Source organism: Cryobacterium shii, from assembly GCF_004402595.1.
GTDB classification, from domain to species: Bacteria; Actinomycetota; Actinomycetes; order Actinomycetales; family Microbacteriaceae; genus Cryobacterium; species Cryobacterium shii.
Map to the genome: position 1 here is coordinate 1 of NZ_SOFY01000080.1, position 15,322 is coordinate 15,322.

14 protein-coding genes and 1 pseudogene are annotated in these 15,322 nt (G+C 71.2%); 10 read left to right on the forward strand and 5 right to left on the reverse strand.

The window, feature by feature from the left end:
- Positions 1 to 221 precede the first annotated feature (221 nt).
- Both E3O49_RS19075 and E3O49_RS19080 read left to right on the forward strand, forming a co-directional pair.
- Positions 222 to 515, forward strand: a pseudogene (locus tag E3O49_RS19075) (hypothetical protein); the annotation flags it as partial.
- Positions 516 to 612: 97 nt separating this feature from the next.
- Complete coding sequence (locus tag E3O49_RS19080) at positions 613 to 1,095, forward strand: HAD hydrolase-like protein (protein ID WP_420898207.1); 483 nt, start codon at positions 613 to 615, stop codon at positions 1,093 to 1,095.
- Between the two features lie 76 nt (positions 1,096 to 1,171).
- Here E3O49_RS19080 and E3O49_RS14790 read toward each other — a convergent pair whose 3' ends face one another.
- Genes E3O49_RS14790 through pdhA form a run of 3 tightly spaced genes read right to left on the reverse strand, consistent with a single transcriptional unit; the run spans position 1,172 to position 4,925 of the window.
- A complete protein-coding gene (locus E3O49_RS14790) occupies positions 1,172 to 2,734 on the reverse strand; it encodes a dihydrolipoamide acetyltransferase family protein (protein ID WP_134451828.1) in 1,563 nt (520 codons plus the stop codon).
- Positions 2,731 to 3,801, reverse strand: coding sequence for an alpha-ketoacid dehydrogenase subunit beta (locus E3O49_RS14795; RefSeq protein WP_256359927.1), 1,071 nt, complete (start codon positions 3,799 to 3,801; stop codon positions 2,731 to 2,733). The genes E3O49_RS14790 and E3O49_RS14795 overlap by 4 nt, the downstream gene beginning before the upstream one ends.
- Positions 3,801 to 4,925, reverse strand: coding sequence for a pyruvate dehydrogenase (acetyl-transferring) E1 component subunit alpha (gene pdhA / locus E3O49_RS14800; RefSeq protein WP_134366180.1), 1,125 nt, complete (start codon positions 4,923 to 4,925; stop codon positions 3,801 to 3,803). The genes E3O49_RS14795 and pdhA overlap by 1 nt, the downstream gene beginning before the upstream one ends.
- Positions 4,926 to 5,058: 133 nt before the next feature.
- Here pdhA and E3O49_RS14805 point away from each other — a divergent pair, with 133 nt between their 5' ends.
- The 8 genes from E3O49_RS14805 (at position 5,059) to E3O49_RS14840 (ending at position 13,592) form a co-directional block, all read left to right on the forward strand.
- Complete coding sequence (locus E3O49_RS14805) at positions 5,059 to 5,577, forward strand: Lrp/AsnC family transcriptional regulator (protein ID WP_134366181.1); 519 nt, start codon at positions 5,059 to 5,061, stop codon at positions 5,575 to 5,577.
- Positions 5,578 to 5,608: 31 nt separating this feature from the next.
- On the forward strand, positions 5,609 to 6,226 hold the full coding sequence (locus tag E3O49_RS14810) for an LON peptidase substrate-binding domain-containing protein (protein WP_134366182.1): 618 nt from the start codon (positions 5,609 to 5,611) through the stop codon (positions 6,224 to 6,226).
- Between the two features lie 90 nt (positions 6,227 to 6,316).
- Entirely contained in the window at positions 6,317 to 6,802 is a 486-nt protein-coding gene (locus tag E3O49_RS14815) for an NADH-quinone oxidoreductase subunit B family protein (protein WP_134366183.1), read from the forward strand.
- Positions 6,799 to 8,817: a proton-conducting transporter transmembrane domain-containing protein gene (locus tag E3O49_RS14820; RefSeq protein WP_134451832.1), complete on the forward strand. Its 2,019-nt coding sequence runs from the start codon at positions 6,799 to 6,801 to the stop codon at positions 8,815 to 8,817. Before E3O49_RS14815 ends, E3O49_RS14820 begins: the two co-directional genes overlap by 4 nt.
- Positions 8,814 to 9,761 carry a respiratory chain complex I subunit 1 family protein gene (locus tag E3O49_RS14825; RefSeq protein ID WP_134366185.1) on the forward strand — a complete coding sequence of 316 codons (948 nt, stop codon included), beginning with the start codon at positions 8,814 to 8,816 and terminating at the stop codon, positions 9,759 to 9,761. The genes E3O49_RS14820 and E3O49_RS14825 overlap by 4 nt, the downstream gene beginning before the upstream one ends.
- 8 nt (positions 9,762 to 9,769) lie before the next feature.
- Positions 9,770 to 10,426, forward strand: coding sequence for a hypothetical protein (locus E3O49_RS14830; RefSeq protein WP_134366186.1), 657 nt, complete (start codon positions 9,770 to 9,772; stop codon positions 10,424 to 10,426).
- Entirely contained in the window at positions 10,426 to 11,988 is a 1,563-nt protein-coding gene (locus E3O49_RS14835) for a proton-conducting transporter transmembrane domain-containing protein (protein WP_134451834.1), read from the forward strand. The genes E3O49_RS14830 and E3O49_RS14835 overlap by 1 nt, the downstream gene beginning before the upstream one ends.
- The gene (locus E3O49_RS14840) at positions 11,985 to 13,592 is read left to right on the forward strand and encodes a hydrogenase large subunit (protein ID WP_198416889.1); all 1,608 of its coding nucleotides are present in this window, start codon (positions 11,985 to 11,987) and stop codon (positions 13,590 to 13,592) included. The genes E3O49_RS14835 and E3O49_RS14840 overlap by 4 nt, the downstream gene beginning before the upstream one ends.
- A 421-nt stretch (positions 13,593 to 14,013) precedes the next feature.
- Here E3O49_RS14840 and E3O49_RS14845 read toward each other — a convergent pair whose 3' ends face one another.
- Together E3O49_RS14845 and E3O49_RS14850 are read right to left on the reverse strand one after the other, a co-directional pair.
- Positions 14,014 to 14,355 carry an ArsR/SmtB family transcription factor gene (locus E3O49_RS14845; protein WP_241976211.1) on the reverse strand — a complete coding sequence of 114 codons (342 nt, stop codon included), beginning with the start codon at positions 14,353 to 14,355 and terminating at the stop codon, positions 14,014 to 14,016.
- 144 nt (positions 14,356 to 14,499) lie between these two features.
- On the reverse strand, positions 14,500 to 15,322 hold an 823-nt coding region (locus E3O49_RS14850), incomplete at its 5' end, for an SGNH/GDSL hydrolase family protein (protein WP_134451836.1).

Here is a 15,322-nt window from a genome sequence, read left to right on the forward strand (position 1 = left end):
GTTTCTTTCCTTGACAGTCAGAAACCTAGACAGGAAGCGGCGTGCGGCCGTTAAGGCGCTCCGAAAGACCCACAGATGCAGCAGGAGAGCCGAGATTTTGGGTCAAAACGGCGTATTCGCCCGTTGTGCGCACTGTGGGAGCAAAATCTCCGTCGAATTGGTTCGCACCGTGCCGGGTCCCGCCCGTAGCCGAAACCGGGAGAGTCGGGTCACACTGAGGCGTGGACACTTCCGGAGAAACCATTCTGTGCGACCTCGACGGCACGATCTACTCCGCCGGCGCAACCGTCGACGGGGCGGCCGAGGCGATTAGCGGTCTCAGGGAGCTGGGTTGCGTCATCCGTTTTCTGACCAATACGGATTCGAGGCCGGAGGCGCTGATCCTGTCCGACCTGCACGCCCGCGGCGTCGACGTGCGTGCCACGGAACTGTTCACCCCCGTGACGGCGGCCCGGCGCTGCCTCGCCGCGTTCGGGAGCGAGGCCAATGTGCTGCCGGTGGTGTCGGGCGCGCTCCGGGAGACATTCGCCCCGTTCATGCGGGAGGGTGACCACCCGATCACCCATGTGATCGTGGGCGACGCGCGGGACACGCTCAGCTACCCCGTGCTCGATGGGGCGTTCCGGGCCATTCGGGCGGGAGCCGAACTCGTCGCCCTGCAACGGGGACGCTACTCCAGACGGGCCGACGGTGACCATCTGGATACCGGCGCGATCGTGGCCGCCCTCGAATACGCGAGCGGGTCGACGGCCGTGCTGCTCGGCAAGCCTTCCCAGGATTTTCTCCGGCTCGCCGCGGAATCGGCCGGGGGCCCAGCCGAACGAGGTGTGGGTCGTCGGCGACGACGCAACCACCGACATCGCGATGGGCAACGCGGCCGGCGCGACCACGGTGCAGGTTCGCACCGGCAAATACCCGGACCAGGCCGCCGAGCGGGCCACGATCCGGGCCGCCTACGCGATCGACACGATCGCCTCACTCCCTGGTCGAGGCGGCGTCCGTGCACGCGGCCGAGTAGCCGGTCTCCCCGTCGTCCGGTGTCCCGGGCCGCCCGGTCCCGCAGGCCCGTCCTCACCAATTCGACGGAGATTTTGAGGGCAAACGACGTTTTGGGCCATTTTTGGCCTCGTGGGAGCAAAATCTCCGTCGAATTCGTTAGGGGCGGGGCCGGCTAGAGCAGGGTAAGGGCCAGGCCGGGGTTGGCGAGGATGCCGGCGATGTCGGTCAGGAACCGGGCGCCCTGCTCGCCGTCGACCAGGCGGTGGTCGAAGGACAGGCTCAGCGTCATCACCTGCCGCAGCGCGATCTCGCCGCGGTACTCCCACGGCCGCGGGCGGATCGCCCCGATCGCCAGGATCACGGCCTCCCCCGGCGGCAGGATGGGCGTTCCGGCGTCGATCCCGAAGAAGCCGATGTTGGTGATCGAGAGGGTGCCGCCGCGCAGGGCAGCCGGGCTGGTGGTGCCCGCCCGGGCGGCCGCGGTCAGCTCGGCGAGCGCCGCGGCCAGATCGGCCAGGCTGAGCCGGTCGGCATCCGTGATCGTGGGCACCAATAGTCCCCGCGGCGTGGCGGCCGCGATGCCGAGGTTCACGTAGTGGAACTGCACGATCTCGGCGGCGGCCTCGTCCCAGCGGGTGTTGACCTCGGGCGTGCGCGCCACCGCGAGGCAGAGCGCCTTCGCGACGACGGCGAGGATGCCGATGCGTGCGCCCGCGAAGGAGCGGTCACGTTTGAGCACCTCGATCAGTTCGACCGTCGGGGTCACATCCACGGTCAGGAACTCGGTCGCGTGCGGCGCGGTGAACGCACTGCGCACCATAGCCTCGGCCGTGTGCTTGCGCACGCTGCGGATCGGGCTGCGGGATTCCCGGGCACCCGGAACGGATGCCGCCGGCGGCGCGGCCGGTTCGGCTCGCGACTGTGCGGCCTCGGCCGGCACCGCGCGCGCCGGTTCGGCCCACGCCTCCACGTCCTCCCGGGTGATCAGCCCGGTCGGGCCGGTCCCGGTCACCCGGGTGAGGTCGACGCCCAGGCTTCGGGCGAGGGCGCGGACAGGTGGCGTGGAGCGCGGACGCTCCCCTGAGACGGGCGACGGCGAGTCAGACACGGTTGCGAGGGAGGCAGAGGCTGACGCAGAGACAGACCGGCTCGGCACGTCAGGGGCCGCGACGTCGGGCACCGGCACAGCGGGTGCTGCCGCCCCGGACGCTGCCGGGTCGGGTGCTGCCGCCACGCGTGCTCCCGCGTCGGATGCAGCCGCGTCGGGCGTAGCCACCCCGGGTGCTGCCACCCCGGGTACTGCCACCCCGGGCGCCCCCGCGTCGGGCGCAGCCGTCCCCGGGACCACGCCCGTCGCATCCGTCGCCCCGGCCCGCGCCCGCCGCTGCGGCCGCCCGCCGCGCTCGACGGCGGGCCCGTACCCGACCAGGTTCGCTTGCCGCCCCTGCGCCTCGCCCTCCTCGCGCGAGGACGACGCGGAGCTGGCAGCCTCCGCGCCCGCCACCTCGAACGAGACGATCGGCTCCCCCACGTGCACGACCGTGCCGGGCTGCTGGTGCAGCTCGGACACCACGCCCGCGAACGGGGACGGGAGTTCGACGACGGCCTTCGCGGTCTCGACGTCGGCGATCAGCTGGTTGAGCTCGACCGTGTCGCCCGGCGCGATTCGCCAGGCCACGATCTCGGATTCGGTCAGGCCCTCGCCCAGGTCGGGCAGCCGGAACACCTTGATCATCGTCGTCTCCCCAGGGCACGGTCGACGCCGTCGAGCATGCGGTCGAGGTCGGGCAGGTGGTGGCTTTCCAGCTTCGCCGGCGGATAGGGGATGTCGAAGCCGGTCACCCGCACCGGGGCCGCCTCGAGGTACTCGAAGCAGCGCTCGGTGACGACGGCCACGATCTCGCCGCCCAGCCCTCCCGTGCGCGCCGCCTCGTGGGTGACGACGAGCCGGCCGGTCTTCCGCACGGAGGCCTCGACCGTGGCGTAGTCGACCGGCGACAGCGAGCGCAGGTCGATCACCTCGATCGACACGCTCTCGTCGGACGCGGCGATCGCGGCATCCGTCGCGGTGGCCACGAGCGCGCCGTAGGCGAGGAGCGTGACGTCGGTGCCGGGCGTCACGACCCGGGCGCTCTCCATCGGGGCGCCGAGCTCCGGCGACACCGCGCCGGGCACGTGGTAGCGGCGCTTGGGCTCGAAGTAGAGCACCGGGTCGTCGGAGGCGATCGCCTGGCGGATCAGGCTGTAGGCGTCCTGCGGGTTGGAGACGGCGACCACGCGCAGCCCCGAGGTATGGGTGAAGTACGCCTCCGGCGACTCGGAGTGGTGCTCGGCTGCGCCGATGCCGCCGCCGAACGGCACCCGGATGGTGATCGGCATCCGCACCGCGCCCTGGGTGCGGTAGTGGATGCGGGCGACCTGGCTGACGATCTGGTCGAAGCCGGGGAAGATGAAGCCGTCGAACTGGATCTCGCAGACCGGGCGGTAGCCGCGGTAGGCGAGCCCGACCGCGGTGCCGATGATCGCGGACTCCGCCAGCGGGGTGTCGACGACCCGGCGCTTGCCGAATTCGGCCAGCAGGTCGCTGGTCACCCGGAACACGCCGCCGAGCGTGCCGATGTCCTCGCCGAGCAGCACCACCTTGGGGTCGTCGAGCATCGCCTGGCGGAGGCCGGCGTTGATCGCCTTGGCCAGGGTCAGGGTGGTCGTGCCGGTCAGCGGCACCGGCGTGGCCAGGGGCACGGATGTCGGTGCCGGGCCGGCCACGGACGGGGAAGGTCTCACTATGGTCGTCATGGTCATCAGGCCTTCCCTCCGGTGGAGTCACTGCTGGTCTGCTCGAAGCCGGCCAGGTAGGCGGCGTAGTTCGCGCGCTGGCCGTCCAGGGCCGCGTGGGGGGTGGTGTAGACGTGGGCGAGCACGCTCAGCGGCTCCGGGTCGGGCATGTCGATGCAGCCGGCGCGGAGTACGGCGGCCGTGGCATCCGCCCGGGCCCTGGTCTGCTCCTCGACCTCCGGGGTGAGCAGGCCGAGCCCGTCGAGCAGCAACCGCAGGCGCAGGATCGGGTCCTTCGCCGCCCACTCCTCGAGTTGGCCGGCGGGGCGGTAGCGGGTGGGATCGTCGGCCGTCGTGTGCGGCCCCATCCGGTAGGTGACGGCCTCGATGAAGGTGGGGCCGCCGCCGGTGCGGGCGCGGTCCAGGGCGATCCGGGTGGCGGCCATCACGGCGAGGACGTCGTTGCCGTCGACCCGGAGGCTGGGAATGCCGAAACCGGGCGCCCGGTCGGCGATGCTGACCCGGGCCTGCACCCCGACCGGTTCGGAGATCGCCCACTGGTTGTTCTGGCAGAAGAACACCACCGGCGCCTGGAAGCTGGCCGCGAAGACGAGCGCCTCGTTGACATCCCCCTGGCTGGTCGCCCCGTCACCGAAGTAGGTCACCGCGACCGAGTCGACCCCGTCGGCCAGGGCGCCCATGGCCCAGCCCGTCGCGTGCAGGGTCTGGGCGCCGATGATGATGTTCGGCGTCGCCATCCCGAAGGCGTACGGGTCCCAGCCGGACTGCGCATTGCCCCGCCACACCCGCACGATGTCGGCCGGCGCCACGCCCCGGCAGTACGCCACCGCGTTCTCGCGGTAGCTTGGGAACACGAAGTCGTCGGGCCGGAGCGCGCGGGCCGAGCCGACCTGCGCGGCCTCCTGGCCCAGCAGCGGCGGCCACAGGCCGAGCTCGCCCTGGCGCTGCAGCGCGGTGGCCTCGGCGTCGATGCGGCGCACAACGACCATGTCCTGGTAGAGGGCGACCAGGTGCGCCCCGGTCACGTCCTCGACCCACGGATCCAGCCGGTCATCGGGCTGCCGAACGCCGTCCGGCGTCACGAGTTGCAGAAAAGTGGCGGGAATGTCTCCCGCGAGGATGTCGAGCATAATGGCCGCTCCCAGCGTCGTTGCCGAAGTTGTAGAGAGCGTACGGTCAGGCGACACAGGGCACAACCATGTCCAAAAATATTGAGCATTCTGCCCTATTCAGGGGGCCGCTCGCGTGCTACCGTCGAGCATTATGCACAGTCTGGACAAAGTCGACCTGCAGCTGCTCCGAGCCCTCTGCACGGACCCGCGCAGCACCTTCGTCGCGCTGGCCCAGCAGCTCCATCTCTCCCGCAACACGGTGCAGGCCCGGATGGCCCGGCTCGAGGAGTCCAACGCCTTCCTGTCCTTCGACCGCCGCGTCAACCCGGTCGCCCTGGGCTACCCGCTGACGGCTTTCATCGAGGTGCACGTGCAGCAGAAGCGGCTGACCCAGATCGTCGCCGAGCTCGCCCAGATCCCCGAGATCGTGCAGGCCTACGGAATGAGCGGCTCGACCGACCTGCTCGTGCGCGTGGTCTGCACGGATGCCGACGACCTGTTCCGCATCGACGGCACCATCCTGGCCTGCGAGGGCGTCGACCGCACCGAGACCTCCCTCGCGATGGGCGAGCTGATCCCCTACCGGGTCACCCCGCTGCTGGAGCGCACCGCCCGCCGGGTGGGCCCGAGCGGCAGCACCGGCGGCAGCCCGGACGAGGTCACGACCTGATGCGGCCCCCGCGAGTGTGACCGGCGCCCCGATGACCATCCTGCCGATGTTCCCGCTGGGATCCGTCCTGTTCCCCTATATGCCGCTGCAGCTGCGGGTGTTCGAGGACCGGTACCTGGTGATGCTCAGCCGGATCCTTCACGAGGAGCCCGCCGAGTTCGGCGTCGTGCTGATCGAACGCGGCCAGGAGGTCGGCGGCGGCGAGCGCCGATTCGCGATCGGCACCGTCGCCCAGGTCACGGAGGTGGAGGCGGCCGAGGGCTTCGTGGCCGTCACCGCCCAGGGCGAGCGGCGCATCGAGGTGCTCGACTGGCTCGAGGAGGACCCGCACCCCCAGGCGGTCGCGCGTGAACTGGAACCCCTCGACTGGGACGACGAGCTGCTGCCGCTCCGCGAACAGGCCGAACAGGCCGTGCGCCGCGCACTGGCACTGGCGAGCGAATTCGCCGACCAGCTCTGGCCCTCGACCGTGGAGCTGTCCCACGACCCGGCGGCGGCCGCGTGGCAGCTCGCCGGCATCTCACCGCTCGGACCGCTCGACCAGATCGCGCTCCTGCGATCGACCACCATGGAGGGCCTCCTCACCTCGCTGCTCGAGTTCACCGCGGCGGCCGTGGACGCTCTCAGCGCCCCCTGGCCCGAAGACTGACCCCGAATCGTCCCTGCCGAATCTATTTGATAAATTCACCATATAGGTATATAAAGAAGTAATGATGTGTCGCCTGCCACGGAGCCTGAGTTGAGCGTCAAACGGCTGACCGATCTCATCCGGCAGAGCGGACGCATCGCCGAACCGGCCCCGCCCGCCCCCGCCTTCTTCCCCGGCGCCGAGGTCTTCGGCGGCAGCATCCAGGTGCGCTTCATCAACGCGGGCGGCTGCAACGACTGCGCCCAGGAGGTGTCGAGCGCGTTCGGCCCCGTCTACGACGTCGAGCGCTACGGCATCCGTCTGGTCGCGTCGCCCCGGCATGCCGACGTGATCCTGATCACCGGCGCCGTGACCCGCAACATGATCGAGCCCATCCGGCGCACGGTCGACGCCACGCCGACGCCCCGATTCGTGATCGCCGTCGGCGACTGCGCGCTCACCGGCGGCGTCTTCGCCGAGGGGTACGGGATCGCCGGCCCGGTGCCCGATTTCATCGACGTCGACCTGGCCGTGCCGGGCAACCCGCCCGAACCCGCCCTGATCGTCGAGGCGCTCCGACGGATGACCGGCCGATGACGGCCCTCGAAGCCGGGATGCTCGGCCAGGTGCTGCTCCTGGCCCTCGCCGTCACGGGCGCACTGCTCGTGGGCACCCGCTGGCGCTCCCGGGTGATCGGCACCCTCTGCGCCCTCCTCGCGGCCGCCGGAATCGTCACCGGCGCGATCGCCCTGTTCGGCGGCGAGGGGTCGCTCACGATTCCCACCGCCCTGCCGATGGACCCCCTCGTGCTCTCCCCCGACCGGCTCGGCGGCCTCGTGATGATGGTCGTGTCCGCCGTCGGCGTGCTCGCCTCCCTGTTCGGGATCGGCTCCGCCCGGGTCGCGTCGGCGTCCCGCACCTCATGGGTCTCGATGGCCGTGTTCCTGTTCGGGATGCAGCTCGTGCCCGCGGCGACCGACATCGTCTCGTTCCTGCTGTTCTGGGAGATCATGACCCTCGGGTCGACGGCGCTGCTGCTGGCCCACCACGCGACCCGCGGCACGGTGGCCTCCGCGATCGTCTGGTACTCGGCCATGTCTCAGCTGAGCTTCTTCTTCGTGCTGGCCGGCTTCGCCGTGCTGGCCGCGGCCACCGGCGGCACCGGCTTCTCCGGGCTGGCCACCGTCGACCCCGCCTCCTGGCAGGCGAGCCTCGCGTTCGTGCTGCTGCTCCTCGGCTTCGGCGGCAAGGCCGAGCTCGTGCCCCTGCACGTCTGGGTGCCCCGGGTTCTGCCCGAGGCACCCGGCCACGTCGCCGCCGCGATGAGCGGCGCGATGGTCAACATCGGCGTCTACGGCGCCCTCCTCGTCTGCGTGCGGCTGCTGCCGAACGGGCCGGCCTGGTGGGGCGTCCTGCTCATGGCCCTCGGCGGGCTGTCCGCGCTCTACGGGATCCTGCAGGCCTCGGTGGCCAGCAACCTCAAGGTGCTGCTGGCCTACTCCACGACCGAGAACATGGGGCTGGTGTTCCTGGGGCTCGGCGCATCCGTGCTGCTGCGCGCGGACGACGCCACGGCCGCGGCCGACGCGGCCCTCGTCGCCGCCCTGCTGCTGATGGTCAGCCACGCCGCGTTCAAGGCCACCCTGTTCCTCGGCGCCGGCGCGATCGCCCGTTCGACCGGGGAAATGAACCTCGACCGGCTCGGCGGGCTCGGCAGCCGCATGCCGTGGACCGCCGCCACCTTCGGCGCCGCCGCGATGGGAGCCGCCGCCCTGCCCGTCACCAGCGGGTTCGTCGCCGAGTGGATGCTGCTGCAGGCCCTGATCCACGGCTCCCGGGTCGACGGAGAGGTCGTCTCCGTGACCGCCTCGGTGGCCATGCCGCTCGCCGTCGCCGTGATCGCCCTGACCGCGGGGCTGGCCCTGCTCACCTTCGTCAAGGCCTACGGGATCGCATTCCTCGCCCGCCCCCGCTCCCCGAAGGCGACACAGGCCCGAGAGGTTCCCGTGATCATGCGCGTCTCGCTCGTTCTCGGCGCGCTCGGCGTGATCGCGCTCGGCCTGGTCCCCGGGCCGCTGGCCGTGGCCATCGCCTCGGCCGTGGGCCCCGCCTTCGCGCCCGACGTGCGCACCGTCGGCCTGGCCGGCGTCGACGCCCGCGGCATCGACGCCGTGCTGGACCCGACGACCTTCGTGGTGCTGGCCGCGCTGCTGCTCGTCCCGGTGCTGATCGCCCTCTTCGCCTCCGCCCGGCGCCACCCCACCCGAACCTCGCCCCTGCCCTGGGCCGGCGGCGGGTCACGGCTGCGGCCGCGGATGCAGTACACCGCCACCTCCTACGCCGAGCCCCTGGTGCGCGTGTTCGACGACGTGCTCCGGCCCTCCCGCGACGTGGAGGTCACCCACGTCGGCGAATCCCGCTACCTGGTGGAACGCGTGCACGTGGAACAGAGCGTGTCCGACGTGATCGAGACCCGGTTCTACCGCCCGATGCTGAACGCCGCACAGCGGTTCGGCATTCTGGCCCGACGCGCCCAGAACGGCAGCATCCATCGTTACCTGTCCTATTCCTTCGTCGCCCTGCTGTCCGTGTTGATCGTGGTGTCCCTGTGACCGGCGCGGCGATCGCGATCGCCCTCGTCCAGCTGGTGCTCTTCGTCTTCCTCTCCCCGCTGCTGATCGGCGTGATCCGCCAGGTTCGGGCCCGGCTCGAGGGGCGCGCGGGCGCCGGCATCTGGCAGCCGTGGCGGGACGTGCGGAAACTCCTCACCAAGGACCCGGTGCGCGCCGCCGACAGCAGCTGGATGCTCGCGGCCGGTCCGGTCACCCTGCTCGTGTCGAGCCTGCTGCTGGTCGCGCTGCTGCCGCTGGTCGGCACGCTCCCCCTGCCGCTGATCCCCAGCGACCTGTTCGTGATCGTGTCGGTGATGCTGATCGGCGTGGTCGCGCTGGCCCTGGTCGGCCTCGACGCGGGTACCGCGTTCGGCGGCATGGGCTCCAGCCGGCACATGACCGTCGCCGCCCTCGTCGAGCCGACCCTGCTGCTCGCGGTGTACGCGCTGTCGATCCCGGCCGGCACGTCCACCCTGTCGCTGATCGTGGAGACCCGGCTGGCGAACCCGGCCGTGATCATCTCTCCGGTCAGCCTGCTGGCCATGGTCGCCCTGGCGATCGCCATCATGGCCGAGACCAGCCGCCTGCCCGTCGACAACCCGTCCACCCACCTGGAACTGACCATGCTGCACGAGGCCATGGTGCTGGAGGCCTCCGGGCGGGACCTGGCCTGGCTCGAGCTGGGCTCCTGGCTCAAACTGGCCGCGCTGCTCGGGCTGCTCAGTAACCTGATCGTCCCCTGGGGGGTGCTGACCGAGTTCTCCCCGCTCGGCCTGCTGGTCGGCGTGGTCACCGTCACGGTCAAGATCCTCGCGCTGGGCGTCGTGCTCAGCGTCGGCGAGGTGTTCCTGGCCAAGGCGCGCCTGTTCCGGGTGCCCGAGCTGCTGGCGGGATCGTTCGCCCTGGCCCTCCTGGCCGTCACCGCCTCCTACCTGGTCGCTTAGGAGATCCCGTGTTCGACACCATCTACCCCCAGCTGATCGGCCTCTGCACCGGCGCCCTGCTGCTGACCAGCGCCCTGATGGTCTGGCGGCACTCCCTGCTCGCCTCAATCCGCCTGCTCAGCGTGCAGGGCTTCGCGCTCGCCGCCCTCGTCGCCGTGATCGGCGTGGAGGAGGGCGAGACCGAGGTCATCATCGTCTCCGTGCTCGTGCTGCTGGTCAAGGGCATCGGCCTGCCGTGGGTGCTCGCCCACGAGACCCAGGCCACGACGCGCACGGATGAGGCGCCGCGCCTGAACCCGACGGCGGGTCTGTTGACCGTGGCGCTGCTGACCATCCTCAGCTACGTCGTCGCCAGCCGGCTCCTCGCCGGGGACAGCAGCGTGTCCGCCCACGCGGCCCCGATCGGGCTGGCCATGGTGCTGATCGGCTTCCTGCTCCTGGTCACCCGGCGGCAGGCCGGGTCGCAGCTGATCGGCTTCCTCGTGCTGGACAACGGCATCGCCACGGTCGCGTTCCTGACCAGTGGCGGGGTTCCCCTGTTCCTCGAGCTCGGCATCTCCCTCGACGTGCTCCTGGTCGTGGTCATCCTCTACGTCTTCGCCGGCCGGATGCGAAATAAGTTCGGCAACACGGACATCGACCAGCTCAGAAAGTTGCACGACTGATGTCATTCGCCCTCTGGACGCCCCTCGCCGTCCCGGTCATCCTGGCCCTGCTCAGCCTCGCGGTCCCCGTCCCCGCGCTCCGCCGGCTCGCCCCGGTTGCCTCCAGCGCGGCCGTGCTCGGGTCCGGACTCCTGCTCGTCAGCGCGGTGCTGGCCGACCAGGTGCCGACGCTCGGCGGCGGCCTGCTCCGCGCGGACGCGCTGTCCGCGTACATGCTCACCGTCGTCGGCGCGGTCGGCCTCGTCTCCACCTGGGGCGGGCTCGGCCACGCCACGGCCGCCCCCGCCCGGTTCGCCGGCAGCTACGACGCCCTGATCTCGGTGTTCCTGGCCGCGATGAGCCTCGCCGTGCTCGCCGACAACATCGGCCTGATGTGGGCCGCCGTCGAAGCCACCACCATCACCACCGCTTTCCTGGTCGGGCACCACCGCACCCGGTCGTCGCTGGAGGCCGCCTGGAAATACGTCATCCTCGGCTCCGTCGGCGTCGCCATCGCCCTGCTCGGCATCGTGCTGATCTACGCCGCCTCCCGCGGCACGGGCGAACCCACCCTCTCCTGGCTGGTGCTGAGCCAGGCCGGCCTCCCCCTCGACCCGGTGCTGATCCGGGCCGGCGGCGCACTCGCCGTGCTCGGCTTCGCCACCAAGGCCGGCCTCGCGCCGATGCACAGCTGGCTTCCCGACGCGCACAGCCAGGCACCCGCCCCGGTGTCCGGCCTGATGAGCGGCGTGCTGCTCGCGGTCGCCCTCTACGCCATCCTGCGCATCCAGACCATCACGAACGCCGTGATCGGGCCGGACTTCCTGCGCATCATGCTCAGCATCGCCGGGCTGCTCTCCCTTTTCGTGGCTGCGGCGCTGCTGATCCGGCAGCGCGACTTCAAACGGATGCTCGCCTACTCCAGCATCGAACATATGGGCATGATGGCCGTCGGCGCAGCCATCGGCGCGGCGGCGCTGCCGGCCGTGCTGCTCTACGTGCTCGGCCACGGCCTGACCAAGGCCACGCTGTTCGTCATCTCGGGCCGCATCCTCGAGGTCGAGGGCACCCCCCGGATCGACGGAGTGCGCGCCCTGCTCGTGCGGCGCCCCGGGCTGGCCGTTCCCTGGCTGATCGCGATGGCCGCCCTGATCGGTTTCCCCCCGTTCAGCATCTTCTTCTCCGAGGTCGGCATCATCATCGCCGGCTGGACGACCGGCATGGGCGCCGTCGTCGGCATCGCCCTCGTGCTGCTGCTGGTCATCTTCGCGAGCCTCACCCGGCTGACGGTGACCATGACGATCGGCGCGCCCGCGGCATCCGTCACGGCAGGTGCGGCCGTGGCAGCCGGTGCGGCCGTCGGGGCCGGTGCAGCCGGTGCAGCCGGTGCAGCCGGTGCGCCTGCCGAACTGGCGGGCCCGGACGCGCCGGCTGCGCCGCCGGCCGAACCGGACCGGTCGGCCCACGGGCCCCGGCTGCCGCTGATCCTGGCCCTCGGGACCACGGCCGTGGTGGCCTTCATCGCCGAGCCGGTCGGCACGCTGCTGGCCCGCGCGGCCGCCGTTCTGGGAGGAATCCAATGACGACAACGAACCCTTCCCTGAGCGACGGCCCGGAGGTGCACACGCTCTCCCGGGACGAGCTCCCGGCCGAAGCCGCCGACCTGCTGTCGACCGGCAACCGGCTCGCGATGGTCACCTGCCACGACGACGGCGACCGGTTGCGCGTGGTGTACTCCTTCGTGGCCGTCTACCCGCGGCGGCAGATCGACCTCGTCGTGCCGGTTCCCTACGACGACGCCTGGGTGCCGAGCCTGGCGAACGTGTCCTATCCCGCCGGCAACTTCGAGCGCGGCATGCGCGACCTGTTCGGGCTGCGGCCGGCCGACCACCCGCAGCCGTACCGGCTCGTGCGCCACGGTCACTGGCCCCGCGGCTGGTACCCCATGCTGCACGGGGCGCGGGTCACGCCGGAATTCGAACCCGACACCGAGTCGTTCCCGTTCGTCGAGGTGGAGGGCCCCGGGGTCTACGAGATCGCGGTCGGCCCCATCCACGCCGGCATCATCGACCCCGGCCACTTCCGCTTCTCGGTCGTGGGCGAGACCATCGTGCGGATGGAAGCCCGGCAGTGGTACATGCACCGCGGCGTCGAGCGGCTCTTCGAGGGTCGCCGCCCCGAGGATGGCATCGAACTGGCCGAACAGATCACCGGCGACACCGTCGTGGGCCACACCCTGGCCTACGTGATGGCCGTCGAGGCCGCCCGCGGCATCGACGTGTCGGAGCCGGACCGGATGCTGCGCGCCCTGCTGCTCGAACTCGAACGCATCTACAACCACGTCTCCGACCTCGGCTCGCTGGCCAACGACGTCGGTTTCGGCATCGTGCACTCGCACACCCAGCGACTGCGGGAGACCCTGCTGCGCATCAACAAGACCGTCACCGGACACCGGTTCCTGCGCGGCGGCCTGACGATCGGTGGAGCCTCGGTGCTGGCCCTGCCCGACCCGACCGACCTCGCACGGGTCGCCGTCGACGTGCAGGAGATCATCGCCATCACGCTCGGGCACGCGATCGTGCGGGACCGGTTCACCGGCACCGCCCCGCTGCCCGTCGGCCAGGCGCAGGCGATGGGCACCCTCGGCTACGTGGCCCGTGCCTCCGGCGTCGACACGGACGCCCGCCGGGACCACCCGTTCGTCGACCTCGGCGAGCACTTCCACGTGGTCACGGAGACCGGCGGCGACGTGCTCAGCCGCTACCGTGTGCGCGCGGGCGAATTCGAGGTGTCCATCAACGTGGCGATCGACCTGATCGGGCGGCTCGGCTCGCACCGGGGCGGCGGCGCGGCCCCGGCGCCGGCCCCGGCACCGCAGAAGGGCGGCAGCGCGGCGTCCGGGGCGTCTACGCCCGCGGCATCCGTTACTTCGACCCCCGTGGCCGCATCATCCGCGGCATCCGTGTCACCCGCGGCATCGGGCCTGTCCCTGGTCGAGGGCTGGCGCGGCACCATCTGCCACCGACTCGAGCTCGGGCCCGACGGCGTGATCACCCGGATCAAGGTCGTCGACCCGTCGTACTTCAACTGGCCGGCCCTGCCGGTGGCCCTGGCCGAGACGATCGTGCCGGACTTCCCCCTGGTCAACAAGAGCTTCAACCAGTCCTACGCGGGCAACGACCTGTAGCCGCGCTGAAGCGCCGCGTCACGGCATCCGTCGGTCACCTGTCGCGGCACCCGCCCAACGCATCGCGTCGCGGCGCAGGTTGGGGTCGCGGGCGCAGGATAGAACGTGCGCCGGCGGCCATAACCTGCGCCGCGAGCGGATGTCGGCGAACGGGCGACGACTACGACGACGGATGGGCGACGGATGCGCGACGCGGGAGCGTCTCGGCACCCGCGGGGCACCCGCTGGCGCCGAGCGTCGCGGCACCCGCTGGCGCCGAGCGTCGCGGCATCCGCTGGGCGCCGAGCGTCGTGGCGCAGGTTGTGGCCGCGGGCGCAGGCTGGAACATGCGCCTGCGACCATAACCTGCGCCACGAGTTGGCTTCGGGTGGCAACGTGGCGGGACGCGGCTCGGGCTCGGGCTGGGGCTCCGGGACTCGGGCTACCGGGATTCCTGCTCGATCGTGCGGAGCAGGGCGTGGGAGTCCTCGAGGGTGGACACCAGCATCCGTTTCGCCACGGCGAGGAGTTCGGCGACGTCGGGGTCGCGGAGCGCGTAGAAGATCGTGTTGCCGTCGCGTCGGGTGAGCACCACGCCGGCCCGGCGAAGCACCCCCAGCTGCTGGGAGAGGTTCGACAACTCCGCGCCGAGCGCCTCGGCCAGGCTGCCGACCGAGCGTTCGCCCTCGACCAGCTGTTCGAGTACCTGCACGCGCAGCGGATGCCCGAGGGCCTTGAACAGCTCGGACTTCAATTGGGCCATGGGCAGTCCGGTCGTCGACACAGTTTGATCATATCGCTAACTTGTAATACTTTCAAATAGCCGACCTCTGGTGACGTCGGTGCCGGTCTCCTGGATGGCGTCGGACGTCCGCAGACACGCAGGAAGCGCTCGCGGCCGCGCGGCCGCGAGCGCTTCCTGCGGCTCTCAACGGCGCAGCACGCCGTCGTTGGCCAGCGCCCGGTAGTAACCGAGGGTGTTGCCGAGCGCGTTCGGGTGGAAGTTGCTCGGTGCCATCACGTTCGACGGGTCGAAGGCGATGTAGGGCACACGAGACCCGATTCCATGGTCGGCGAACTCGTCAGTCACGTTGACGTAGCGAATCCGGTCGACTCCGGCCGGCTCGGGGGTGACCCCGACGGCCGTCTGGATCGCCAGGTTCAACGCTCCGGTTCCCTGGTTGACCAGGTCGCCCAGGGGGGAGGCCCCGGGCTTGAACAACAGCGGATAGCCCAGCACGGCGACGCGGGCATTCAGCAGGGTCGCCGCGAGCTGGCCATAGGTCCCGGCCAGGGCGGCCACGAAGGCCGGGTCGGACAGGGTGGCTTGGCTTGCCTGCACGGCCCCAACGCAGTCCGCACTCCCCGGGTCCGGGGCGCAGGCCCGAAGGATCTCGGTCGACCCGGCGTCGATGCCGCCGACCGTCAGGGTGACCAGCTTCGTTGAGGTGCCGACGCCAACCAGTTGGGCCGGGATGTCGGCCAGGCGCGCCCCGGAGCACGCCTTGTTCGCGATCAAGCGATACGGGCTGAGCAAGGAGGTGATGACCGGGTAGCTCTTGTACCGGCTGCGCAGGCAGTTCAGGTCGGAGTACGGTGGGGCGCCCTGTCCGGCGGTGAAGGAGTCGCCGAGGGCGACATACTCCAGCGGCGCGTAAGAGGTGGCCCGGGGAGCATTAAAGCTCGCGACCGCGCCGGCGGCGGCGGCCGGGGCGGCGGTCGGGGCGGCCGGGGCGGCGGTCGGGGCGGCC